This window comes from Segatella copri, assembly GCF_026015625.1.
Classification (GTDB): Bacteria; Bacteroidota; Bacteroidia; order Bacteroidales; family Bacteroidaceae; genus Prevotella; species Prevotella copri_H.
This window is the reverse complement of sequence record NZ_JAPDVG010000001.1, coordinates 1,265,848-1,289,562: the sequence shown is the minus strand read 5'-3', so window position 1 is coordinate 1,289,562 and position 23,715 is coordinate 1,265,848. Positions and strand designations below refer to the sequence as shown.

The window sequence follows — 23,715 nt, the reverse complement described above, 5'->3', positions numbered from 1 at the left end:
TTACTTTTTAAACTTTCTCAAATCGTGTGTCAACTTGGCTGCACAGAAGTTTGGACCACACATGGTGCAGTACTCACCGTCTGTATGACCTGCCTCCTCGAAATACTTCAAGGCGAGCTCTGGGTCGAGAGAGAGGTGGAACTGGTCTCTCCAGCGGAACTCGAAACGTGCCTTGGAGAGGGCGTTGTCGCGGATAGTTGCACCTGGATGACCCTTTGCCAAATCGGCTGCATGAGCGGCAATCTTATAGGTTACCACACCTGTGCGCACATCTTCCTTGTTAGGCAATGCGAGGTGCTCCTTAGGTGTTACATAGCAGAGCATGGCAGTGCCGAGCCATGCTATCTGGGCGCCACCGATGGCTGATGTGATGTGGTCGTAACCTGGAGCGATATCGGTAACCAATGGGCCGAGGGTGTAGAATGGTGCCTCGTGACAGTGGTCGAGCTGGCGCTCCATGTTCTCCTTGATCTTCTGCAATGGCACGTGACCAGGACCCTCGATGAATGCCTGCACGTTCTTGTCCCAGGCACGGGTAACAAGCTCGCCCATGGTATCCAACTCGGCAAACTGGGCTGCATCGTTGGCATCGGCAATACAGCCTGGGCGCAGACCATCGCCCAAAGAGAGGGCTACGTCGTACTGTGCCACGATGTCGCAGATATCGTCGAAGTGCTCATAGAGGAAGCTCTCCTGATCGTGATAGAGACACCACTTGCTCATGATACTACCGCCACGGCTCACGATTCCGCAGAGACGGCTGTCGGCGAGATGCACGTTGTGGCGGCGGATGCCGGCATGGATGGTGAAGTAGTCAACACCCTGCTCGCACTGTTCGATGAGGGTATCACGGAATACCTCCCAGTTCAGATCCTCTACCTTGCCGTTTACCTTCTCCAAAGCCTGGTAGATAGGCACGGTTCCTACTGGTACAGGGCAGTTGCGCACAATCCATTCACGGGTTTCGTGGATGTTGTCGCCGGTAGAGAGGTCCATCAATGTATCGCCTCCCCACTTGCAAGACCATACAGCCTTATCTACCTCTTCCTCGATGCTGGAGGTAGTGGCAGAGTTACCGATGTTGGTATTGATCTTTACGAGGAAGTTGCGGCCGATGATCATCGGTTCGCTCTCTGGGTGGTTGATGTTGGCAGGAAGAACGGCACGTCCGCGTGCAATCTCATCACGCACATACTCAGGGGTGATATGGGTATCGATGCCCAACTCCTGGCAGTTCATGTTCTCGCGGATAGCCACGTACTCCATCTCTGGAGTGATGATGCCAGCCTTGGCATAAGCCATCTGGGTGATGTGCTTGCCAGCCTGTGCACGGCGAGGCAACTGGATGTGCTCGAAGCGGAGGTGGTCGAGGCTATGGTCAGCAAGGCGCTGCTTGCCATACTCGCTGGTAACTTCCTTGAGCTGCTCGGTATCGTTGCGGTCGATAATCCACTGCTCGCGCATTCTTGGCAAGCCCTTCTTCAAATCTACCTGATAGTTAGGGTCGCTGTAAGGACCGCTGGTATCGTAGATGTAAACCGGAGCGTTTGGCTCTGTATGAGGAATGCCGCGCTCATCCTTCACAACAGTAGGAGTGAGGTTTACCTTGGTCATTCCAACCTTGATCTGTGGGAAGAGTTTTCCCTGCATATACGCCTTTTCTCTCTGGGCGTAAGCTTTCTTATCGTTTGGCATAATTTTTTAAAGGTAAAAAGGTAAAAGGGTAAAAAGAGCGTTCTTGCTTCTTTGCCTTCATCCTTCATGCCTTTTATTATCTATAATTATAATTAGTCGTTGAGGAATGCGGTGAGTGGAGAACTTGCCTCAGCACAATCGCTGATGGCTCCGAGACCTGCCTCGTAAGCACGGCGACCGCAGATGACTGCCTCCTTGAATGCCTTAGCCATCTCTACAGGGTCACCGGCAACGGCGATAGCTGTGTTAACCAAGCAAGCGCTGGCACCCATCTCCATAGCTTCGGCAGCGTGGCTAGGTGCACCGATACCTGCATCTACTACAACTGGAACAGTAGCCTGCTCGATGATGATCTGCAGGAAGTCCTTCATTCTCAATCCCTTGTTGGTACCGATAGGTGCAGCAAGTGGCATCACGGTAGCAGCACCAGCCTCTTCGAGGTGCTTGCAGAGGGTAGGGTCTGCCTGGCAATATGGCAATACCACGAAACCGAGTTTTACCAGTTTCTCGGTAGCCTTCAGCGTCTCGATAGAGTCTGGAAGAAGATAGCGAGGGTCTGGGTGGATTTCGAGCTTGAGCCAGTTGGTTCCGAAAGCTTCGCGAGCCATCTGTGCTGCGAAGACAGCCTCCTCGGCGTTGCGCACGCCACTGGTGTTAGGAAGGAGCTGGATATTTGGGTTCTGCACAATATGAGAGAGCAGGTCGTCCTGCTTGTCTTCGAGTTCGATACGTTTCATAGCAACAGTAACCATTTCTGTTTCTGATGCTTTGATGGCTTCAGCCATGAGGGCATTGTTGTTAAACTTTCCTGTACCCAAGAAGAGGCGGGAGTTAAACTCTCTGCCTGCGATTACTAATTTTTCCATTGTTTTATTATAGAGTTGTTATTTTTGTTTTCATTTCTGTAGGAAAAGTACTTTTGGGTGATTCTTTTCCGCAGTATTCTGAGACCATTATCCTCCGCAGAACGCTTTTACGATAACGATGTCTGCTCCTTCTGCGATGATTGTGTTTTCCCATTCATCACGAGGCACCATTTCGTTACTGATAGCTACTGCAACTCCTGTAGCTGGCAAATCGAGTTCCTGAGCTAACTCCCTGATGGTTTTAGCCTGTGTCTCGGTCTCTTTGTTGTTGATAGTTACTTTCATATTCTGTTCGTTTTATATAATGAATAATCCGTTTGTTTACGCTTTTCTATCGCCCGAAAGCGATGATAAGATAATATGTAATCAAACACGGTGAACTTCCAGATGAAAGCCTTAAGAGAAAAAATAAAGCGCTATCAAATATCCCTGCGACAGCATTACCTGCATCAGGTTCAATGGGTATCATCTCAGCCGAATCTTTCAGCACCCCGTGATAATCGCTTGCAAAAGTAATGATAATATCGGAAAAACAATAGAATTTCAAAAATATTTATGCTAAATTAACGCAGAATGTACCTTTCGCTTTACTGGTGTTTCTTTCTGCAATCCGGGCATTCGCCTTTGATGACAAAGGAAATAGAGTGGGGGTAAAAGCCTTCGGGCAGCTCGAAACTTGGAATATGGATATCCTCCATACAGAAGGAACGCTGGCAAGATTCGCAGTAGAAATGAATGTGCCCGTCGTGATGATCGCAGGCGCCTTTTTCTTCGCAGAGTTCGTAGCAGAGTACGCCTCGCCCATCTTCGAAGGCATGTACCACATCATGTTCCAGAAAGAGGGTAAGGGTACGGAAGATGCTCGACTTGTCCATCGATACCATTTTTCGTTCCAGATTGCTCAGACTCTGCGGGTTCTGTTCGCCCATCAGGGTCTTCATTACGAGTATGCGGTTGGCGGTTGGACGGATGCCTTTCGATTCCAGCCTGCTGATTATATCTTGTGAGTTCATCGTTTCTTCTTTTTAAAATTTTTACTAACTGGTTGCAAAGATACAAAAAAAGCGTGTAAGTATGGTAACTTACACGCTTTTTCTTTATTTAAACGTAATTACTTTTTGCTTTCAATCTAGTTTATGCCGCAGCATGAAGGGATTGGAACCCTTATGCGCAAGCACAACCACGGCTTCTGTTCAAAGCCTCACCATACATTTCCATTGCGGTCATGTAATCTGCAAGAATAGCCTTCAAGACCTTCTTGATGTTTGCATACATTGTTTTCATAATCGTTATCCTTTTTTAAAAAAATTAATACTTGGCATTTCTGCCATTTCCTTTTTCCTTTTATTCATGAACGGTGGTCAATTTTACTTGCCCATCTCCATGTTGTTGTTTACATTTACAGCCTTGACAATCATTGCTGCCACAACTGTAAGAATCATTACTGTCGTCATCATAATTTGTTTCCTTTCTTTCTTTGTGGAGCCTCCATGTGAGGTCTCCTGTTTTACATTATCCTTATTACAATCTCACTGTTTTCTGGTGCAAAGGTAATGCCTTTTTCTTGAATATCTGTCACAAAGACATGACAAAATGATGAAAAAGGGGCTTTTTTTGATACACGTCAACTAAACAGCAATGGCGGCTTGATATACGTCAAGCCGCCATGCTGTCATATTGAGAAATGTGTCATATTTCTTATGTTTCTTCGGATTTCTGATGCTAGATCAGTTCCAGAATCTTGTCGAGAATCTTTTCTACGGTTGAAGAATCGGTTGCTTCATCGAGTTTCTGGTTGATTTTCTCTTCCAGTTTCTTGCTCACCTTGTCGGCAGCCTGATCCATGGCCTGGTTTGCCTTGTCTTCCAGTTTCTTCTGAACGGAAGCGCCCAGTCCGTCTTCTTCTGAACCATCGCTGTTATTATCGCTTACCGAAGGGGATTCATCGGTTGATGAGCTGGTGGTTTCTTCTATCTGCAGATTGTCGGCACCTTCCAGCGCCTTCACCATATCATCAGCATTCATCGTGTAAACGCTGCCAAGGATTCCGAAGCTTACGGTGTGCTGCTTGCCATTAAACTCAACGGTTCCCTTAGAGCATACGATATAGTTGTGGTATTCGAAGAGCTGGTTCATCACTTCATCAATAGCGCTTCCTGCCATCATTTTGGCAATGGAACGGATGCTTTGGGTGAAGAAGTTGTTATCACTGGTTTCTGTAGCCTTGTCGATAGCCTTGGCTGCCTCAGTCTTTACCTTTTCTTTATGGGCATCAGGTCCTGGATTGGTTATGGCGAAAACCAGGAAGAGAAGTACGATAAGACCTAAAATGATTTTCCAGATGGTCTTGCTCGATTTTTTCTTTTCCGGTTCCTGTCTGTAGCCCTGGTTCATTGCTGCGCCGTGCTGAAAGCCTTGCTGGTAAGCTTCCTGCTGTGCCTGCTGGAAACCCTGCTGGTTTGCAGCCTGAAAGTTTGCTGCTTCTGTCCCGTTGTTGCCGGCTGCATCTGCTGATGTTCCTTCTGCATTTTCTTTGTTGGCTGTATTAGCTTTGATTGCTTCTATAGTTTCTAGAACAGTCTTCAGTTCTGCTATTTTCCAAGCAGGAGTCCAGTCTTTCATGCCTTGTGCCCAAACAAGGGTTTCGGGTGTGATAGCCTTCTGGACGAGTTGCTCCAGGCTGAATGGACCCGCTTGCTGTCCGTTATTCTCAATGATAAAATATTCCATCATGTATTCTTTTATATAATCTTTTTCTTAAAAGCCAATAAGGAGTTTCTTTCACTCTTCATTGCTTATTAGTGTGTAGCTTTCCACCAACCGGTTTTCTCTCTGCCCTTGATAGCTACGCTGTGCTGGCTAGGGTCGGAGATAGAAAGACCGCAATAGTTCTTTACTGGAAAGATAGAACCACTGTAAGGGTTACTTATCATTTCACAAGCCTGTTCGGTATGAGCTGCTGCTTTGATTGTGAGTTTCATCTGTGAATTAAATTTGTCTTTCAGAGAGCCGCTCGGTACAAGACTGTCTACGTATACACTCATATCGTAGAAGAGGTTGGGAGAGAAACCATCCAGAGACTGTATGGAATCTAGCGGAACGGATGATGAGAGGGTATATTTGCTATTGATTTCCTTCATCACTTGGGCTAGATTATCCATCTGCCTGCAGTCGATGGCCGCCATGTTGCAGAATGGATCGCTACTATTCTTGTAGAAATTGACAACTCCATTGACAATTCCTGAATAATTAGGTGCAGAACTGTTGAGGTAGCTCCATACGGTTTTGTATGGAACGCCGGCTCCCATTATTTCGCTACTTGAACTAATCATGAAATTAGTGACGTCTTTCAGTTCGTATGCAGTCTCAACATTGCCCATATAGCATGCATCGAAGAGGATGTACTGCATCTTGGTGCCGCTGAGTTTGATTCCTTCGGCAAGGGTAGGAACGTCGAGAGCGTTTTCTTCTAACTTTACGCTTCCGAAGAAACGGGTGACAGGTTTGTTGGGATCGGATCCAAACTGTATTCCGCTGAAATTGCCGGTAGCGGTAGGGTAGCTGGTGTTTCCTTTTTGGGCAAAACCAGCATTCGGTCTTGCCATATAGGGATAGTGAACCCAATCGCTCTTGTAGGTCCATCCGCAGCCATGAGCTCCGATGATGAGCGAATAATTCAGGGCTTCAGCACGGCGTTTCACCTCATTCAGAATCTCTGCAAATCCTTCAGCTGTAGTATATGTAGCTTCATCATATGTCTTCAACGTGTCGCGGATGACGGCTTTCTTATTGCCGTCATACTGAAGATCTATGAGATAGCTCTTCTTGTAATTCTGACTCATGAAGACCATTACACGCGAATTGTTCAATCCCTTCTTGGCAACAATACCTTCGCAGATACTGTCAACGTTCAACTTTAAATATCTTGTAAGACCGGAATCGCTGGTTCCACCCGTCCAAGGATAGAAGACGAAGATAGTCTGCTTATTGACGCTTTCTACATCAATAGCTTCATCACCGCAACTGGTGAAAGTTGCTGCAAGAGATAGCGTACATATAAATAAGGTGAAAAGCTTCTTGATCATAATTAAAAATGTTGAATGTTGAATGTTGAATGTTGAGTTGCAATCTTGCTAACGAATCAGCTTGACTAATTCAACATTCTACACTCAACATTCAACATTAAATATAATACTATTATTTCTTCTTGAGCTCCTCGATGGTTGCCTTGAGGGCAGCAATCTTCTCAACAGAGTCGCTTTCCTTCTTGCGCTCCAGGGCTACTACCTTCTCAGGTGCGTGAGCTACGAAGTTCTCGTTGCTGAGCTTCTTGCGTACGCCCATCAGGAAGCCTTCCAAGTGCTTGAGCTGAGCCTCTGCCTTCTCAATCTCGGCTGCTACGTCGATGAGGTCGCCCAATGGTACGGCAAACTCGTCGGTACCTACCATGAAGCTTGATGCATCGGCACTCTTCTCAGCGATGACCTCAATCTTATCAAGGTTCGCCATCTTCAGAGTTACGTCGTTGTAAGCCTCAAAATCGTTCTTGCCTACTACCTGGAGAGACAACTGTTCCTTCTGGGCAATGTTCTTCTGGTTGCGAACGGTACGAACACCGGCGATAATCTGCTTCACTGCCTCGATATCGGCTGCCAACTTCTGCTCCTCGGCTGTAGGTGCAGGAATATCCAGCTTCTCGCGCATGATGCTCTCGCCATCCTTGCGGTCGTAGATGTGCTGCCACAACTCCTCGGTGATGAATGGCATGAATGGATGCAGCATCTTCAGGAGGGCATCGAAGAAGCGGAGGGTAGCGTCGTAGCTCTTCTGGTCGATAGGCTCACCGTAAGCTGGCTTCACCATCTCCAGGTACCAGGATGAGAACTCATCCCAGAACAGCTTATATACAGTCATCAATGCCTCAGAGATACGGTAGTCCTTAAACTGCTTCTGCATCTCCTCGTTCACCTCCTTGAGCTTGGCGTCAAACCACTTCACGGCGATTTCTGCACTCTTAGGCTGCTCGATATCTGCAGTCTCCCAACCCTTGACGAGGCGGAAGGCATTCCAGATCTTATTGTTGAAGTTACGTCCCTGCTCGCAGAGGCTCTCGTCGAAGAGGATGTCGTTGCCCGCTGGAGCACTGAGCATCATACCCATACGAACACCATCGGCACCAAACTTGTCAATCAAGTCCAATGGGTCTGGTGAGTTACCGAGACTCTTGCTCATCTTGCGGCCCAGCTTATCGCGAACGATACCTGTGAAATATACGTGCTTGAATGGCATCTTGCCACGATACTCGTAGCCAGCCATGATCATACGTGCTACCCAGAAGAAGATGATGTCCGGACCAGTTACCAGGTCGGAAGTAGGGTAGTAGTAGTTGATCTCCTCGTTGTCTGGATTCTCGATACCATCAAACAGAGAGATAGGCCACAACCATGAAGAGAACCAGGTGTCGAGGCAGTCGCTCTCCTGCTCAAGATCCTCAGCCTTGATGGTGGCATTCTTCTCCTGAGCGAGTTTCAGAGCCTCCTCTGCAGTCTCTGCTACCACGAAATCCTTCTTGCCAGCATTGTCGAAGTAGTAGGCAGGGATGCGGTGACCCCACCAGAGCTGACGGCTGATGCACCAGTCCTTGATGTTCTCCAACCAGTGGCGATAGGTGTTCTTATATTTCTTAGGATAGAACTCGATATCATCGTCCATTACTGGAGGAAGGGCGATGTCGGCAAAGTGCTGCATCTTGAGGAACCACTGCGTAGAGAGCTTTGGCTCGATAGGCACATTGGTACGCTCAGAGAAGCCCACCTTATTATTATAGTCCTCAATCTTCTCCATCAGACCGGCGTTCTGAAGGTCGATGGAAATCTGCTTGCGCACGTCCATGCGGTCCATACCAACATAGAGACCTGCTGCCTCGCTGATGGTACCATTGTCGTTGAAGATATCGATGGTTTCCAAACCATGCTTCAAACCGAGGGCGTGGTCGTTGATATCGTGAGCTGGAGTTACCTTCAAGCAACCTGTACCGAACTCGATGTCTACGTATGTATCCTCGATGACAGGAATCTCGCGGTTTACGAGAGGCACAATCACGTGCTTACCCTTCAGCCAGGTATTCTTCTTATCCTCTGGGTTGATACACATGGCAGAGTCGCCCATGATGGTCTCAGGACGGGTGGTTGCTACTACTGCATAGTATCCCTTCTCATCCTTGTGCATCACGTTCTCCTCATCCACCTGCTGGCAGTCCTGCTCTACCACGTAATACTTCAGATGATAGAGCTTAGAGTGCTCGTCCTTGTAGATAACCTCCTCGTCAGAGAGCGCAGTCTGAGCCTTAGGGTCCCAGTTAACCATGCGCACGCCGCGATAGATGAGACCCTTCTGGTAGAGGTCGCAGAAAACGTGGATAACGGCACGAGAGCGGGTCTCGTCCATGGTGAATGCTGTGCGGTCCCAATCGCAACTGGCACCGAGTTTGCGGAGCTGCTTGAGGATGATGCCACCATGCTCGTGAGTCCAGTCCCAAGCGTGCTTGAGGAACTCATCGCGAGTAAGGTCAGTCTTCTTGATACCCTGCTGGGCGAGGCGGTTAACCACCTTAGCCTCGGTAGCGATACTGGCATGGTCGGTACCTGGTACCCAACATGCGTTCTTGCCCTCCATGCGAGCACGGCGAACGAGAATATCCTGGATAGTATTGTTGAGCATGTGTCCCATGTGGAGCACACCCGTTACGTTTGGTGGAGGGATAACCACTGTATAAGGTTCACGACCATCTGGCTTAGAACTGAAAAGCTTGTTGTCGAGCCAGTACTGATACCATTTACTTTCCACTGCTTGTGGATCGTATTTACTTGCTAATTCCATTGTTTATATCTAATTTTTATTCTTTTTCTTTAAAAAACGGTGCAAAGATACTAATTTTTGGGCGAAAAATACTATCTTTGCATCAAAATTATTAATTTTTGCACAAAACGATGGTTAGTAATACAGGAAAAGGACATACGAAAGAAGAAAAACTGGCGGCGTTCAGCCGCTTGCTGGATGTGCAGGACCGTTTGCGCCTGCAGTGTCCATGGGATAAAAAGCAGACATTCGAGAGTCTTCGTCCGAATACGATTGAGGAGACTTTCGAGCTTTGTGACGCCTTGATGAAGCGCGATTACAAGGATATTAAGAAGGAGTTGGGCGATGTGTTGGAGCACGTGATGTTCTATAGCATCATCGGCAGAGAAGACGGCGAGTTCGATATTTGCGATGTTTGCAATCAGGAGGCTGACAAGCTGATGTTCCGCCATCCTTTCATCAACTGGAAGGAAGAGGGAAATTGGACGGTTTCGAATCCTGATATGTATATCAACGATGAGGGACAGGTGGTATATAGAGAGTCTGAAGAAGCTGAAACCGGGAAGGCTGGAACTGCCAATGCCGAAGAAACCTTGGCTCTTGGCGCCATCAAGCCGAAAACTGCTACTTCTGTTGAGAAAACCTGGGAACAGATCAAGCAGCAGGAGAAGGATGGAAATGAGCGGGTGTTGAGCGGTGTCCCTAATTCTCTTCCGTCTCTTATCAAGGCTTATCGCATTCAGGACAAGGCTAGAAATGTAGGCTTCGACTGGAAAGAAAAAGAAGATGTGTGGGACAAAGTGCAGGAGGAACTGGAAGAACTCAAGGTGGAACTGGCTAAAGGCGACAAAGAGAATTCTACCCAGGAATTGGGCGATTTCATCTTCTCAGTAATCAATGCAGCACGTCTCTATAAACTCAATCCGGATAATGCGCTGGAGAAAACCAATCAGAAGTTTATCCGCCGTTTCAACTACGTAGAAGATCATAGCTTAAAGCAAGGTAAAAACTTGAAAGATATGAGCTTAGAAGAAATGGATAAACTATGGGATGAAGCAAAACTTCAGGAGAAAAAGGATGATAAATAACGGTGAATCAGATAATCTTATCGACTCATCAATATAATAATAAAAACTAAAGTGTTATGAAGAAATTAGTTTATGTAACAATAGCTTTGGTGGCGCTTTTCGCTGCCAACAGTTGTAAGAACAAAAATAATGTTCCTGTTATCAGTGCAACAGATTCGGTAGAGGTAGAGGATGCGATGAACGATTCTACCATCTATGGTGTATGCGGTGAGGGAACCTCTATGCATAGCCTGGAGCTGATTTCTGATGGTGGTGACACCCTTTCGGTGTTTATTGACGATGAGAATCCTGATGTTGTTCAGGGAGGATTGCTGGCTGGCGACCGTATTGCTCTTATCGGTTATAAGGCAGAGGATGGAGAGATGATGGCCCAGAAGATTATCAATCTGACATCCCTCTTGGGTAAATGGACTTCTCTGGATAAGAATTTTGATATCTTGGAAGGTGGAGAGGTGAAGAACAATGTGAAGGCTGAAACTAATCCTTGGACTAGCTGGAAGATACTCAATGGTAAACTCTTGCTGAATAAGGATACTTTCGCTATTGACAAATTGGGTTCTGACAGTCTTATGTTGGAGAATACTCAGGGTATCTTTGTTTTCAAGCGCCAAGAGTAAGGTCATCATGTTGAACCTGTAATTTATGATTTAGTTTTGGAACTATTTAAAGTACATATATTGGGGTGTGGCAGTGCTTTGCCCACCCTTCAGCATAGTGCCTCGGCCCAGATTATTGAGATGCGTGGCAAATGCTTTATGATGGATTGTGGAGAGGGTGCCCAGATGCAGTTCCGTCGCACTCATGTTCACTTTGCTAAGATAAATGCTATCTTTATTTCGCATCTTCATGGTGACCATTGCTTTGGCTTGCTGGGACTTCTTTCTACCTTAGGCATGCTGGGCAGAACGGCTAAGTTAAAAGTTTATGCACCAGAAAGTTACGGAGATTTATTTAAGCGTCAGATTGATTTCTTTATGCAGGGAATGGAATATGAAATTGAATTTGTTCCTGTAGATACCGAGAAGTCGCAAGTAGTATATGAAGATCATTCTGTAACCGTAGAAACCGTTCCTCTGCAGCATCGTGTGCCTTGTTGTGGTTACATTTTCAGAGAGAAACCGACATTGCCTCATATCCGTCGTGATATGATAGATTATTACGAGATTCCTGTAAGCCAGATTAATAACATCAAGAATGGAGCTGATTGGACAACGAAGGAGGGGGATGTAATACCTAATGCCAGATTGGTAATGCCTGCCGCTACTCCCCGCAGTTATGCTTATTGCAGTGATACCCGGTTTGTTCCGGGGTTGGCAGAAAAGGTAAAGGGGGTTACGGTGCTTTATCATGAGAGTACTTATACTTCAGAGAATGGGGACAGGGCTAAACTCTATTATCACAGTACGGCTCGACAGGCTGCAACTATAGCCAGAAATGCGGGTGTAGGCAAACTTCTTCTGGGACATTATAGTGCAAGATATAATAATGAAGAGGTATTGTTGAATGAAGCTAAAGAGGTGTTTACGGAAAGTTATCTTACTCAGGAAGGTAAAGTGTTCTCTATAGAATAATATAGAAACAGGGCTTGAATGCACCGGGAAACAAGGTGCAGAATAGCCTTCGATCTATATAAAAATATAAAAAAGTGCCTTGCATCAAAAAAAAAGTTCATTTTTGATGCAAGGTTTTCTCTTTATATCGTTTAATCTTTAAAAAGGATTTGAAATTGGAATCGGAAAAGAATCTCTTAGACGACATCAATAGCGGCAGTCGGGCAGCCATGCACAGATTGTACGAACGCTATGTGGGGTATGCCATGGCCGTAGCGCTGAGGTATGTCCCTATGCGCGATGATGCTGAAGATGTAGTGCAAGATAGTTTTATAAAAGTCTTTTCCGGCATTTCAAAGTTTGAATATCGGGGTGAGGGCGCTCTTCAGGCTTGGCTCTTGCGGATAGTGACAAATGAAGCTGTCAACTTTGTAAGGCAGCAAAAACGCTTCACTATCGTGGACGAAGTTCCCGATGATATTGAGGATGAAGAGCCTGAAGTAGAAAGAGTTCCTCCGGCAGTACTGACAAGAATGATAGGAGAGTTGCCTGATGGGTACAGACTGGTTCTTAACATGTTTGTTTTTGAACAGAAAAGCCATAAAGAAATTGCACAGCTGTTAGGCATCAAAGAAAGTAGTTCTGCTTCACAATATTTGCGAGCGAAAAAACTGTTGGGCAAAAAGGTGAAAGATTATCTGAGCCAGGCAGATTGTAGTGATAATAAAGAGTTGAATCATATACGAGAAAAGTAATGAGTAACGATTGGACAAATAAACTTCGAGATCAGTTGGCAGACTACCAAGAGCCTGTCAGCCACGACATGTGGGCTGAGATAGAACAATCGTTTGCTCAGTCTAAAAAGGTTGGTGATGAGGAAACTGATGTAAAAAAGACCCCACAGACTCGTTATGTTGTCTTGAAAAGATGGTCAGTAGCTGCAGCTATTGCTTTATTGGGAGTAGGAGGCAGTTATGTTTATCTGCATGATGATGAACCAGGACAGGCTAACTTGGCTGTTCAGAGTTCTTTCTCTACAGCACCAAGTTCAAGCAGGACTTCTTCTGTCCGTACAGAAGCGCAATCGGCAGGTAGTAAAAATGCTATCTTGCTTGCTGAAAACAATGCATATGCACATCAGGTGAATCGCCATTCATCGGGGCGTCAATTGAACCATAGTAAATCTTCTGTCTCTTTCCAGGAGAGGACTGTTGCTGCTGATCAGGAAGTAATGCTTGCAGCAGAGGTAGAAATGCCAGAACAGTCTGTTAATGCAGAGATAAATGGTCGGGAATTATCTGTTTTGCAAAAGCAAAATGAGGATTCAGAAAGCCAGATGGCCGTTTCTTCTAATCATGCAACCAAGCCGTTGGAAGCAGATGGTGGGCCGAAGCTTTATGCAGGCAGAGCGCAGGATGGGCATTTTGAACGCAGTTATAAGGACAAGTATGAACAGAACTGGACCATGAACCTGTATGCAGAGAATGTAAGTCTGGGCTCTGGCAGTGATGGAATGTCAAACGGCATGTATGCGTCTTCAGATCCTCTTGCTGGTGGCGGCTTTGCTGATCATGGTGTTTTCCTGGCTGCTGCTTCTCCTTTAAGATATGCAATACCGAAATATGTTGAAGCGAAACATCATGCTCCTTTGGCTATTGGTGCTCAGGTTGGTATCGGACTTGCGCCTCGTTTGTCTTTGAGTACCGGTGTCGTTTATACGCGTGTCGCTTCTGATTTCAAATCTTATGGTGTTTCAGAATTTGATACACATCAGGTTTTGCATTATGTGGGTGTTCCACTTGGTTTAAACTATGAGGTTTGGAGCACGGGAGGCTTTCATGCGTACGTAATGGCGGGTGGAGAAGCCGATTTCAACGTAAAGAATGATACAAAGGTTTCTGGTCATAAAGAGGATGTGAAACGTGATGGCGTTCAGTTCTCGGGTAAGGCTTCGCTTGGTGCACAGTATGATGTTACACCACAAGTGGGCTTCTATATTGAGCCAGGTGCAAAATATTATTTTGATAATGGCAGCGAAATAGAAAATACGTTTAAAGATAAGAAGTGGAATTTTAATCTCCAGTTCGGACTTCGTATTAATCTGAAATAGTGTTTGAGTCCAATTATTAATAAATATATGTACGAACTACATTTCATTTTATAACATTACATACGAGAAAAGGAAAGGGCAGTCTGCGTGATGCATGGCTGCCCTTTATTGTTTCCCGTTTTTCTTATTTATTCAATAATTTTTCGCTCATATTGAGAGCGGCCTTTCTGCCGTCTCCCATGGCAAGGATTACTGTGGCTCCTCCTCGTACGATATCGCCGCCAGCGTAGATTTCTTCGATGGAACTCTGCATCTGGTCGTTTACTGCAATGGTGTTCTTCCGGCCGAGTTCCAAGCCTTCGATACTTTGTGGAACGAGTGGATTAGGACTTACTCCTACGGCAACAATTACCTGGTCGCACTCCAGCGTGATGGTCTCTCCTGTAGCTTCAGGACGACGACGGCCGCTGGCATCAGGTTCGCCAAGCTTCATCACATCGAGAACTACAGCCTTTACTGCGCCCTTCTCGTCTGCCTCATATTCTTTAGGATTGTGTAATGTAAAGAAGTTGATTCCTTCTTCCTTGGCATGCTTCACCTCTTCGAGTCGGGCAGGCATTTCAGCCTCCGAACGGCGATATACCAAGGTTACGTCTGCTCCGAGTCGTTTTGCAGTACGGCAACTGTCCATAGCTGTATTTCCGCCGCCTACAACAACCACCTTCTTACCCAAGTTGATAGGGGTGTCGCTATGAGGATTGGCTGCATCCATCAGGTTTACACGGGTAAGATATTCGTTAGAAGACATGATGTTCAAGGCATTCTCTCCAGGAATATTCATGAAGTTTGGCAGACCCGCACCTGAACCAACGAAGATTCCCTTGAATCCTTGTTCTTCCAGATCTTTTACGGAAATGGTCTTGCCTACGATGCAGTCTGTAATAAACTTTACGCCCATCTTCTGAAGATTCTCAATCTCTACATCTACGATAGCATTAGGCAAACGGAATTCAGGAATACCATATTTCAATACACCGCCAATCTCGTGTAATGCTTCAAAGACGGTAACGTCGAATCCCTTCTTTGCCATATCGCCTGCAAAACTCAATCCGGAAGGTCCTGAACCAACTACGGCTATCTTGATGCCATTAGGTTCATCGCACTTTGGTACAGAGATGTTTCCACTCTGGCGTTCGTAATCGGCAGCAAAACGCTCCAGGTAGCCGATAGCTACAGCAGGCTCGTTCATCTTGAGATGTACACACTTGCTTTCACATTGCTTTTCCTGTGGACAAACTCGTCCGCAAACGGCTGGTAGGGCAGAGGTGTTCTTTAAAACCTTGGCTGCGGCAAGGAACTGGCCTCGCTCAATATTCTTGATGAAGGAAGGAATGTTGATACTTACCGGACAACCTTCCATACAGGTAGGCTTAGGACAGTCGAGACAGCGCTTGGCTTCGGTCAAAGCCATTTCCTTGGTTAAACCGATATTTACCTCTTCCGTACGGGTTGTGGCACGATAAAGAGGGTCAAGTTCTGGCATCTTTACGCGCTCTATAGCTGTACGTTCTTTTGCTTTCATCGAAGCGCGTAACTCCTTGCGCCACTCAGCGTTACGGTCGGTCAACTCTTCGATGCTCGCATCTGTAGGTTCTACGTCCATGATTACATCCGTAGTTTCTTTCTTCTTTCCTGCGTCTACAGTTGCAAGGTGCTCTTCGAAGTGTTCCATCTCTTTGCGTTCAACATCCTTGAAAGTGCCCATGCGCTTGAACATCTCGTCCCAGTCTACCTGGGCGCCGTCAAACTCAGGACCGTCGATGCAGACAAACTTGGTCTTTCCACCGATGGTTAAGCGGCAGGCACCGCACATACCGGTTCCATCCACCATGATGGTATTGAGCGAAACGTCTGTGGAAAGATTATATTTCTGGGTCAGGAGACAGCAGAACTTCATCATGATAGGAGGACCGATGGCGAAAACCTTATCGATATGTTCCTGATTGATAAACTTCTCGATTCCTACGGTTACAACACCCTTCTCGCCGTAACTTCCGTCATCGGTCATGATGATGAGCTCATCGCTAGATGCACGCACTTCATCTTCCATAATCACGAGGTCTTTGTTCCTACCCGCAATTACGGAAAGGACTCTGTTTCCTGCGGCTTTCAGTGCCTTGATGATAGGGAGCATAGGAGCTACGCCTACACCACCTCCGGCACAAATGACTGTTCCGAAGTTCTCGATATGTGTAGGATTTCCAAGTGGTCCCACCACATCGTGAATCTCATCACCTTCATTTAGGGCGCAGAGTTTGGTAGATGAAAGACCTACCTTCTGCACAACCAGCGTGATGGTTCCTTTCTCAATGTCAGCATCAGCGATGGTCAGCGGCATACGCTCGCTGTTGTTGTCTACACGGATGATAACAAAGTTACCTGCCTTTCGGCTCTTGGCAATAAGTGGTGCTTCTACATCGAAGCGGAATACTTTCTCTGAGTATTGTACTTTCTTGATAATCTTGTTCATGGGCTATTAAATTTCTTAATGCTGATATCTTAATATTTCTGGTTAGCTGATTAGAGTTTGCTTCATGGTACATAAAATGCAAAAGGATAACATCGGCTACCTTTGTGGCAGTCGAAGTTATCCTCGTACAATATATGTTATTTTTGTTTTTCGAATGTTTTGTATAATCGAGAAAACAGAAAGTCTTACCGATACTTCAAATTAATCGAAATTTTTGTCATCAAGCATCTCGAAACCGCAGTATGGAACCAATACCTTAGGTACGCGGATTCCTTCTGGGGTCTGATTGTTCTCCAAGATGGTTGCTACGATACGTGGCAAAGCAAGAGCTGAACCATTCAATGTGTGGCAAAGTTCAATCTTCTTGTCATCTGTATGGCGATAGCGGCAGTGGAGACGGTTAGCCTGGTAGCTCTCGAAGTTAGATACTGATGAAACTTCCAGCCAGCGACCCTGTGCAGCACTCCATGTCTCGAAGTCGTAGCAGATAGAAGAGGTGAAGCTCATATCACCACCGCAGAGACGGAGAATATGATATGGCAATTCCAACTTCTTCAAAAGACCTTCTACATGGTCGAGCATCTCGTTCAAACTCTCGTAAGAGTGACCTGGCTTATCGATGCGAACAATCTCTACCTTGTCGAACTGGTGCAGACGGTTCAAACCGCGAACGTCCTTACCATAGCTACCTGCTTCACGACGGAAACAAGCTGAGTAAGCACAACGCTTGATAGGGAGATCTTTCTCATCGAGAATAACATCGCGGAAGATGTTGGTTACAGGAACCTCAGCAGTAGGGATGAGGAAGAGATTATCCAGATTAGCATGATACATCTGACCTTCCTTGTCTGGCAACTGACCGGTACCACGACCAGAGTCTTCGTTTACTACGTAAGGAGGCTGAATCTCCAGGTATCCGCTCTTGCGAGCCTCATCGAGGAAGAATGCCTCAAGCGCACGCTGGAAACGAGCCATCTTGCCGATATATACAGGGAAACCTGCGCCAGTAATCTTAACGCCGAGGTCGAAGTCTACAAGATTATACTTCTTCAAGAGATCCCAATGGCAGAGAGCATCCTCGCCGAGGTTTGGCTTTTCGCCGCCTTCTTTCACAACAACGTTGTCGGCTGCGTCCTTACCTTCAGGAACCTGCTCGCAAGGGATGTTAGGAATTTCGAGCAACTGGTTGGTCATATCGTTCTGTGCTTTCTCCATGATCTCTTCAAGAGCCTTAGCGTCAGCCTTGAGCATAGCTACCTGAGTCTTTGCGCTCTCAGCTTCCTCTTTCTTACCTTCCTTCATAAGGGCACCAATCTGCTTAGCAAACTGGTTAGCCTGCTGCTTGTTGTTATCCAACTTCTGCTGAGCTTCACGACGAATCTTGTCGTACTCTAAAACTTTCTCTACGGCCTCACGAGCATTTGGAAAATGCTTCTTTTCGAGACCCTTAACTACACGTTCAGTTTCCTCACTGATAAGTTTAAGTGTAAGCATAAAATGTCTTTTAATTAAATAATTTACTATTTGTAGGCAAAAGTACAAAAAATATTTGTGATAGCGTAAAAAATTGCTGACTTTTTTACAGGGAAGGGTAGAATTAAAGTTTTTTTGTGGTTTTACAGGGTTAAGGAGCTTAGAAGGGGGTAATCCGTGCCTAAAAACTTATATAAACGAAGAAAGCCTGCTCTAGGTATGAGCAGGCTTCTATGTTGTTTGTTTGGAATAGTTTTTTCTAAAACTTTAAAAATTAAGCGTCAGCTTTTTTGGTCTTCTCAGCGTAAACCTCTGGAGAGAGAACAGAAACTGTACTCTTGTCCTTGCGACCCTTGTGGAAGTAAACGATACCATCTGCCAAAGCATACAATGTATCATCCTTACCCTGAGCTACATTCTCACCTGGGAAGTGCTTGTTACCACGCTGGCGAACGATGATGTTACCTGCGATGATGCTCTGACCACCCCAGATCTTAACGCCTAATCTTTGTGAAGCTGATTCACGGCCGTTCTTAGAACTACCAACACCTTTCTTATGTGCCATTTTCTAATTCCTCCTAATTTTAAGCGATTACAGATTTGATTGATACTTCAGTGAACTGAGCACGATGACCGTTCTTCTTGCGATAGTCCTTGCGGCGCTTCATCTTGAAGACGATTACCTTGTCACCCTTTACGAGTGGGTTCACTACTTCTACTACTACTTTTGCACCCTCTACAGCTGGTGCACCGACAGTGATTGAGCCGTCTTTGTCAACGAGCAAAACCTTGTCGAACTCAACAGTCTGACCTGCCTCAACATCCTTGATGTGATGTACGAAGAGCTTCTTGCCCTCCTCAGCCTTGAACTGCTGACCGTTAATTTCTACAATTGCGTACATTAAATTAATTATATAAACGGGTTTCTTCGGGAGGCGTCCTGCATTGTGCCGGATCTTCTTTGAGCCCCTTCGAACTAAACTTTTCTGTAACATTTGCCCAATCCATGAGCATTCGGGGTGCAAAATTACAAATTATCTTTGATATGAACAAAATGTTGGGGAAATAAAGATTGCTTTTTAGAAAGATTTAACAGAAATGCCTGTTTTTTATAAGAATACCGATTATTTGCTACCAGATAAGGGACTCGTGAATAGTATAATGTTCTTTATTGGGTTCAATAATATACTTCCTTAGGTTCAATGATATGTCTTCTCTGGTTCAAGGAGATGTCTCCTTAGGTTCAAGGATACGACTTCTCTGGTTCAAGAAGATACCTTCGTTAAAGTTATGACTAGTGTCAGCAGCTCTGCTGAGCCTAGTCAGCAGGTCTGCTCACTATAGTCGGCAGGTCTGCTCACTGCAGTCAGCAAGTCTTCCGACTCAAGTGATATTACCTTTTAATTGTATACTTTCTTCTTGGGGACAATATATGTTATATGCTATTTGATGGAGAAGGTGTATAAAAAGAAAAAAAGCGATGACCTTCACAGGCTACCGCTCCAAATCTTCAATAGGTATTAGTTTCCATTAAGGTAAAAAGATTGTTTTCAGGATAACTGGTTGCAAAGGTACACGATTTTTTTCAAATCACCAAATATTTATTTGATTATTTTTGTTGTGATTCAATTGTGCGGGCGCACAAAGGTATTAATTAACTTGTTTTAACAAGAAAGGCTGCGTAATCGATTGCAATTCTGTTGATTTTTTGTTTTTGTTTAGATATCTTCAAAAGTATAAAGAGACGAACTTTCGAGACGAGTAGTGAAGTCGAGAAAATAAAAACAGGTTGGCGCAGAAGTGCCAACCTGTTTATGGAAAATACTATTATCTTATTCTGTTTGTTTGAATCAGGAAAAAGAAGTGATTACTTCTGCTTCTTGATTTTCTCTACGTAAGCATCAATGACAGCTACTGCTGTGATGTTTACGATATCCTGTACGCTACTTTCTGAGTCAGTGAAGTGGATAGGCTTATTCAATCCCATCTGGATAGGGCCGATAATCTCAGCTTCAGGATTCAAACCCTGGAGAAGTTTGTATGCACCATTGGCGCTACTCAAGTTAGGGAACACCAAAGTGTTGACGTCTTTGCTCTTGAGGCGGGAGAATGGATACTTCTCATCGCGCAGATCCTTGTTGAGTGCATAGTTTACCTGCATCTCACCATCGATAGCGAGTTCTGGGAACTCCTTCTGCATCTCAGCAACGGCTTTCTTTACCTTAACAGGTGAGCCAATATTGTCTGTACCGAAGTTAGAGTAGCTTAACATGGCCATAACCGGCTCTTCGTTGAAGAACTTCACAGTACCTGCAGACAGCTTGGCAACATCGATCAGCACATCTTCGTCTGGGTGGCGGTTGATGAGCGTATCTGCGATATAATAAATACCCTTCTGGGTGTTAAGGATATGCATGGTACCGAAAGTCTTATATGGCTCACGGATTCCAATTACATCTTTTGCCACCTTAATAGTATTGCTGTACTTTGTGTAAAGACCAGTGATGAATGCGTCAGCATCACCCTGTTCTACCATTGACATACCGAAGTAGTTGCGCTCGTACATTTTATCATAAGCTTCCTCGAAGCTGTAGCCCTCGCGAGCACGCTTCTCTGCCAGATGCTTGGCAAACTTAGCACGGCGGCCCTGTTCGTTATCGGCACGCATATCTACAATCTCAATATCTGAAAGGTCAAGTTTCAAACGGCTAGCAACACGGTTCAGACGGTCTGGGTTGCCCAACAGGATTGGCTGGCAGATACCCTCTTGCTTTGCCTGGACTGCAGCCTTCAGCATAGTTGGGTTGCCACCTTCAGCGAATACTACACGCTGTGGGTGAAGGCGCGCTGTATCGTGGAGCTTGCGGGTCAGTTTGGTCTCCTGACCAAGCAGCTGGCGTAAATCCTGCTTGTACTTCTCCCAGTCTGTGATAGGGGTGCGAGCCACACCACTTTCCATTGCAGCCTTAGCTACGGCAGCAGAAACTTCTGTAATCAAACGTGGATCTACAGGTTTCGGAATGAAGTATTTAGGACCGAATGTAAGGTCGTTAACGTGGTAAACATCGTTTACTACATCAGGAACCGGCTGCTTAGCCAAATCGGCAATTGCATAAACAGCAGCCATCTTCATTTCTTCGTTGATAGCACGGGCGTGAACATCGAGTGCACCACGGAAGATGTATGGGAAACCGATTACATTGTTAATCTGGTTAGGATAATCTGAACGGCCAGTTGACATCAATACGTCAGGGCGGCTGTCCATAGCGTCCTCGTAGCTGATCTCAGGTACTGGATTGGCAAGAGCGAAAACGATAGGGTTGTCTGCCATAGAGCGAATCATATCCTTGGAGAGCACGTTACCCTTGCTGAGTCCTACGAATACATCGGCGCCTTTCACAGCCTCTTCGAGTGTATGAACATCGCGGCGGTCTGTTGCAAAGAGCTTTTTCTGCTCTGTCAGATTTTCGCGGTCGCTGGTAATGACACCCTTAGAGTCGAGCATAACGATGTTCTTTACCTGTGCACCGAGCGCTACGTAGAGTTTTGTACAGCTGATAGCAGCTGCACCAGCACCATTTACGACAATCTTTACATCGGCAATGTTCTTTCCTGCTACCTCAAGAGCGTTCTTCAAACCTGCTGCAGAGATGATAGCAGTACCATGCTGGTCATCGTGCATTACAGGGATATCGAGAGTTCTTTTCAGGCGTTCCTCGATGTAGAAACATTGAGGTGCCTTGATGTCCTCCAAGTTGATTCCACCAAATGTAGGAGCGATTTTCTCTACGGTTTCACAAAACTTTTCTGGGTCTTTTTCATCGATTTCAATATCGAAGACATCCACACCACCGTAAATCTTGAAAAGCAATCCCTTACCTTCCATCACTGGCTTTCCGCTCATGGCACCGATATCGCCAAGTCCGAGCACTGCTGTACCATTACTGATAACAGCAACCAGGTTACCCTTGTCAGTATACTTGTATGCATCGTCTGGGTTCTGCTGGATCTCAAGACATGGGAATGCCACGCCAGGAGAATAAGCAAGGCTCAGATCCGTTTGTGTGTGATAAGGTTTTGTTGGCTTAACCTCAATCTTGCCAGGACGGCCAGTCTCGTGATAACTTAAAGCCGCCTCTTTTGTAATTTTTACCATAACAATATATTGGTTTAAAGTTTATTTTTCTTTCATATTCGTGGATTTTTCGCACGAAATTTAAAAGTTTGTGCAAAGGTACAAAAAAACTTAGTAAAAAAGAATGGTTTTTTGATTTTTTTTGTATCTTTGCACAAAAATAGTCTTCAAACAAGTAAAATGGCAGAAATCAATCAATATAGACAAGAACTGAAAGACAGAATCATCTCTTATGCGATGCCTGAATTCTATAAGCGTGGGGTAAAAGCTGTCAAGATGGATGAAATCTCACAGGGGCTTCATGTATCTAAGAGAACTGTGTACGAGATTTTTGGTGACAAAGAAGAATTGTTGCTTGCTGGTATGATGCGTCAGCTAGAAGAAAATCGTTCGAAGTTAGAAAATTTCGCCAAGACCCAAGCGAAGAATGTGATAGATATTATCAGCTATGTCTATAAATTGCAGATGGAGCGCAATGGGATGGTGGGCGTTCTTTTTTATGAGGAGGTTCATAAGATGCCTCGTGTAGTGAAATTCTTCCAGGAAAATCATGCTCATGAACGGGAGGAGAGTGTGCGTTTCTTTGAGGCTGGTGTCAAGGAGGGGCTTTTCCGTAAGGATGTAGACTTCAATGTTGTTATGGACATAGGACATGTGATGATGGAGGAAATCATGCATCATCAGCTCTATCGTGTTCATTCGATGCAGGAGATATACGACAATTATATTTTGTGCCTGATTCGTGGATTCTGTACAGAGCGCGGCTTGGAGCAGCTTGACCGTGCTTTGAAAGAGTAGAGGCGTTGGCTTTAATATACAAAATGTACTTTTTGAGCGTATGTGTAATTCGCTTAAAAAAGAGAAAGAGGTTTCGGAGATGCTTTATATAGGCTCACGGAACCTCTTTTCCTTAATCCTTGTATAGCCAGTGGAGGAGCAGGTTTATAACTTTTGGATAGAAGCGGAACCAGCGAAACTTGGTAACAGGTTTGCCTCCGAAACCGAGAATGAATTCACGGTAGAGATTACTCTTAAGCGGAAGTCCTGCGTCCATAAAGTGGAGGTGTTGGGCATCCTGCTCCTGTGCATCAGAGAGTGCTTGCCAGATGGTCATTGTGTCCGGATGCAGATGGATGTAAGTCTTTCTCTTGAATGCAGAAAACCAAAGAAAGGCATTGCCTTGGTTGTAGATGCAGGTATAGCCGCCAATCACTTTGTCCTTATAGGTGATGATGACGTTTCTGGCATTACTACTTGTACTCAGTTTCTGAAAGAATGTTTCGTCAGGAACATAACGGCGAAGTTTCAGCCGATAATAATTTTTGAGCAACTGGTGATAACGATGGATGTCTTCGGGTGAAGTTGCCTCTCTACAACTTATTCCCTTTTTCTCCATTTTTTCAATCATAGCAATTTGTTTGTCTGAGAGTCTCTCTTGGGGAAGTTTGCTGTGTAGGGAGTTATGTATCT

The 23,715-nt window shown here is 45.4% G+C and carries 19 protein-coding genes and 1 riboswitch; of the genes, 6 read left to right on the top strand and 13 right to left on the bottom strand.

All coding sequences use genetic code 11. The features are described 5' to 3' along the window. The 7 genes from thiC to ONT19_RS05835 all read right to left on the bottom strand — a co-directional run bounded on the left by thiC (position 1) and on the right by ONT19_RS05835 (position 9,440). Positions 1–1,695, bottom strand: a complete 1,695-nt coding sequence (gene thiC / locus ONT19_RS05865; protein ID WP_089542781.1) for a phosphomethylpyrimidine synthase ThiC — start codon at positions 1,693–1,695, stop codon at positions 1–3. 92 nt (positions 1,696–1,787) lie between these two features. Then, positions 1,788–2,561, bottom strand: a complete 774-nt coding sequence (locus ONT19_RS05860) for a thiazole synthase (protein WP_117585967.1) — start codon at positions 2,559–2,561, stop codon at positions 1,788–1,790. A gap of 87 nt (positions 2,562–2,648) precedes the next feature. Beyond that, complete coding sequence (gene thiS, locus ONT19_RS05855) at positions 2,649–2,846, bottom strand: sulfur carrier protein ThiS (RefSeq protein ID WP_006848697.1); 198 nt, start codon at positions 2,844–2,846, stop codon at positions 2,649–2,651. Between the two features lie 124 nt (positions 2,847–2,970). Continuing rightward, positions 2,971–3,065: riboswitch (TPP riboswitch) on the bottom strand. Between the two features lie 83 nt (positions 3,066–3,148). Beyond that, a complete protein-coding gene (locus tag ONT19_RS05850; RefSeq protein WP_117692436.1) occupies positions 3,149–3,574 on the bottom strand; it encodes a Fur family transcriptional regulator in 426 nt (141 codons plus the stop codon). A gap of 709 nt (positions 3,575–4,283) precedes the next feature. Next, complete coding sequence (locus tag ONT19_RS05845) at positions 4,284–5,294, bottom strand: GYF domain-containing protein (protein WP_264952961.1); 1,011 nt, start codon at positions 5,292–5,294, stop codon at positions 4,284–4,286. Positions 5,295–5,359: 65 nt separating this feature from the next. Beyond that, positions 5,360–6,646: a clostripain-related cysteine peptidase gene (locus ONT19_RS05840; RefSeq protein ID WP_264952962.1), complete on the bottom strand. Its 1,287-nt coding sequence runs from the start codon at positions 6,644–6,646 to the stop codon at positions 5,360–5,362. 112 nt (positions 6,647–6,758) lie between these two features. Further along, on the bottom strand, positions 6,759–9,440 hold the full coding sequence (locus ONT19_RS05835) for a valine--tRNA ligase (protein WP_264952963.1): 2,682 nt from the start codon (positions 9,438–9,440) through the stop codon (positions 6,759–6,761). Between the two features lie 110 nt (positions 9,441–9,550). On the opposite strand from ONT19_RS05835, the gene mazG reads away from it, so the two are divergent. From mazG to ONT19_RS05810, 5 genes are all read left to right on the top strand, one after another. Then, entirely contained in the window at positions 9,551–10,507 is a 957-nt protein-coding gene (gene mazG / locus ONT19_RS05830) for a nucleoside triphosphate pyrophosphohydrolase (protein ID WP_264952964.1), read from the top strand. 56 nt (positions 10,508–10,563) lie between these two features. Beyond that, positions 10,564–11,124, top strand: a complete 561-nt coding sequence (locus ONT19_RS05825) for a hypothetical protein (protein WP_118139400.1) — start codon at positions 10,564–10,566, stop codon at positions 11,122–11,124. 36 nt (positions 11,125–11,160) lie between these two features. Then, a complete protein-coding gene (locus ONT19_RS05820) occupies positions 11,161–12,078 on the top strand; it encodes a ribonuclease Z (protein ID WP_264952965.1) in 918 nt (305 codons plus the stop codon). A gap of 149 nt (positions 12,079–12,227) precedes the next feature. Further along, positions 12,228–12,812 (top strand): RNA polymerase sigma factor, encoded by a 585-nt coding sequence (locus ONT19_RS05815; protein WP_264952966.1) that lies wholly within the window; start codon positions 12,228–12,230, stop codon positions 12,810–12,812. Beyond that, complete coding sequence (locus ONT19_RS05810) at positions 12,812–14,167, top strand: hypothetical protein (RefSeq protein ID WP_264952967.1); 1,356 nt, start codon at positions 12,812–12,814, stop codon at positions 14,165–14,167. Before ONT19_RS05815 ends, ONT19_RS05810 begins: the two co-directional genes overlap by 1 nt. Before the next feature lie 124 nt (positions 14,168–14,291). Here ONT19_RS05810 and ONT19_RS05805 read toward each other — a convergent pair whose 3' ends face one another. The 5 genes from ONT19_RS05805 to ONT19_RS05785 all read right to left on the bottom strand — a co-directional run bounded on the left by ONT19_RS05805 (position 14,292) and on the right by ONT19_RS05785 (position 22,266). After that, complete coding sequence (locus tag ONT19_RS05805) at positions 14,292–16,637, bottom strand: bifunctional dihydroorotate dehydrogenase B NAD binding subunit/NADPH-dependent glutamate synthase (protein ID WP_118416527.1); 2,346 nt, start codon at positions 16,635–16,637, stop codon at positions 14,292–14,294. Positions 16,638–16,838: 201 nt separating this feature from the next. Next, on the bottom strand, positions 16,839–18,131 hold the full coding sequence (gene serS / locus ONT19_RS05800; RefSeq protein WP_118064869.1) for a serine--tRNA ligase: 1,293 nt from the start codon (positions 18,129–18,131) through the stop codon (positions 16,839–16,841). 253 nt (positions 18,132–18,384) lie between these two features. After that, the gene (rpmA, locus tag ONT19_RS05795) at positions 18,385–18,675 is read right to left on the bottom strand and encodes a 50S ribosomal protein L27 (RefSeq protein ID WP_006848684.1); all 291 of its coding nucleotides are present in this window, start codon (positions 18,673–18,675) and stop codon (positions 18,385–18,387) included. 19 nt (positions 18,676–18,694) lie between these two features. After that, positions 18,695–19,012 carry a 50S ribosomal protein L21 gene (gene rplU / locus ONT19_RS05790; protein WP_006848683.1) on the bottom strand — a complete coding sequence of 106 codons (318 nt, stop codon included), beginning with the start codon at positions 19,010–19,012 and terminating at the stop codon, positions 18,695–18,697. Between the two features lie 965 nt (positions 19,013–19,977). After that, entirely contained in the window at positions 19,978–22,266 is a 2,289-nt protein-coding gene (locus tag ONT19_RS05785) for an NADP-dependent malic enzyme (protein WP_264952968.1), read from the bottom strand. Positions 22,267–22,425: 159 nt separating this feature from the next. Between ONT19_RS05785 and ONT19_RS05780 the strand changes: the two genes are divergently transcribed. Next, positions 22,426–23,043, top strand: coding sequence for a TetR/AcrR family transcriptional regulator (locus tag ONT19_RS05780; RefSeq protein WP_117692418.1), 618 nt, complete (start codon positions 22,426–22,428; stop codon positions 23,041–23,043). Between the two features lie 112 nt (positions 23,044–23,155). Here the strand turns inward: ONT19_RS05780 and ONT19_RS05775 are convergent, their stop codons facing one another. Then, complete coding sequence (locus ONT19_RS05775) at positions 23,156–23,641, bottom strand: GNAT family N-acetyltransferase (protein WP_264952969.1); 486 nt, start codon at positions 23,639–23,641, stop codon at positions 23,156–23,158. Positions 23,642–23,715 lie beyond the last annotated feature (74 nt).

Excerpts from the sequence above, each read along its gene's own strand:
- thiC (WP_089542781.1), bottom strand. The coding sequence starts at position 1,695 with ATGCCAAACGATAAGAAAGCTTACGCCCAGAGAGAAAAGGCGTATATG.
- rplU (WP_006848683.1), bottom strand. The coding sequence starts at position 19,012 with ATGTACGCAATTGTAGAAATTAACGGTCAGCAGTTCAAGGCTGAGGAG.
- ONT19_RS05825 (WP_118139400.1), top strand. The coding sequence starts at position 10,564 with ATGAAGAAATTAGTTTATGTAACAATAGCTTTGGTGGCGCTTTTCGCT.
- thiS (WP_006848697.1), bottom strand. The coding sequence starts at position 2,846 with ATGAAAGTAACTATCAACAACAAAGAGACCGAGACACAGGCTAAAACC.
- ONT19_RS05805 (WP_118416527.1), bottom strand. The coding sequence starts at position 16,637 with ATGAACAAGATTATCAAGAAAGTACAATACTCAGAGAAAGTATTCCGC.
- rpmA (WP_006848684.1), bottom strand. The coding sequence starts at position 18,675 with ATGGCACATAAGAAAGGTGTTGGTAGTTCTAAGAACGGCCGTGAATCA.
- serS (WP_118064869.1), bottom strand. The coding sequence starts at position 18,131 with ATGCTTACACTTAAACTTATCAGTGAGGAAACTGAACGTGTAGTTAAG.
- ONT19_RS05840 (WP_264952962.1), bottom strand. The coding sequence starts at position 6,646 with ATGATCAAGAAGCTTTTCACCTTATTTATATGTACGCTATCTCTTGCA.
- mazG (WP_264952964.1), top strand. The coding sequence starts at position 9,551 with ATGGTTAGTAATACAGGAAAAGGACATACGAAAGAAGAAAAACTGGCG.
- ONT19_RS05810 (WP_264952967.1), top strand. The coding sequence starts at position 12,812 with ATGAGTAACGATTGGACAAATAAACTTCGAGATCAGTTGGCAGACTAC.
- ONT19_RS05835 (WP_264952963.1), bottom strand. The coding sequence starts at position 9,440 with ATGGAATTAGCAAGTAAATACGATCCACAAGCAGTGGAAAGTAAATGG.
- ONT19_RS05780 (WP_117692418.1), top strand. The coding sequence starts at position 22,426 with ATGGCAGAAATCAATCAATATAGACAAGAACTGAAAGACAGAATCATC.
- ONT19_RS05785 (WP_264952968.1), bottom strand. The coding sequence starts at position 22,266 with ATGGTAAAAATTACAAAAGAGGCGGCTTTAAGTTATCACGAGACTGGC.
- ONT19_RS05850 (WP_117692436.1), bottom strand. The coding sequence starts at position 3,574 with ATGAACTCACAAGATATAATCAGCAGGCTGGAATCGAAAGGCATCCGT.
- ONT19_RS05845 (WP_264952961.1), bottom strand. The coding sequence starts at position 5,294 with ATGATGGAATATTTTATCATTGAGAATAACGGACAGCAAGCGGGTCCA.
- ONT19_RS05775 (WP_264952969.1), bottom strand. The coding sequence starts at position 23,641 with ATGGAGAAAAAGGGAATAAGTTGTAGAGAGGCAACTTCACCCGAAGAC.
- ONT19_RS05860 (WP_117585967.1), bottom strand. The coding sequence starts at position 2,561 with ATGGAAAAATTAGTAATCGCAGGCAGAGAGTTTAACTCCCGCCTCTTC.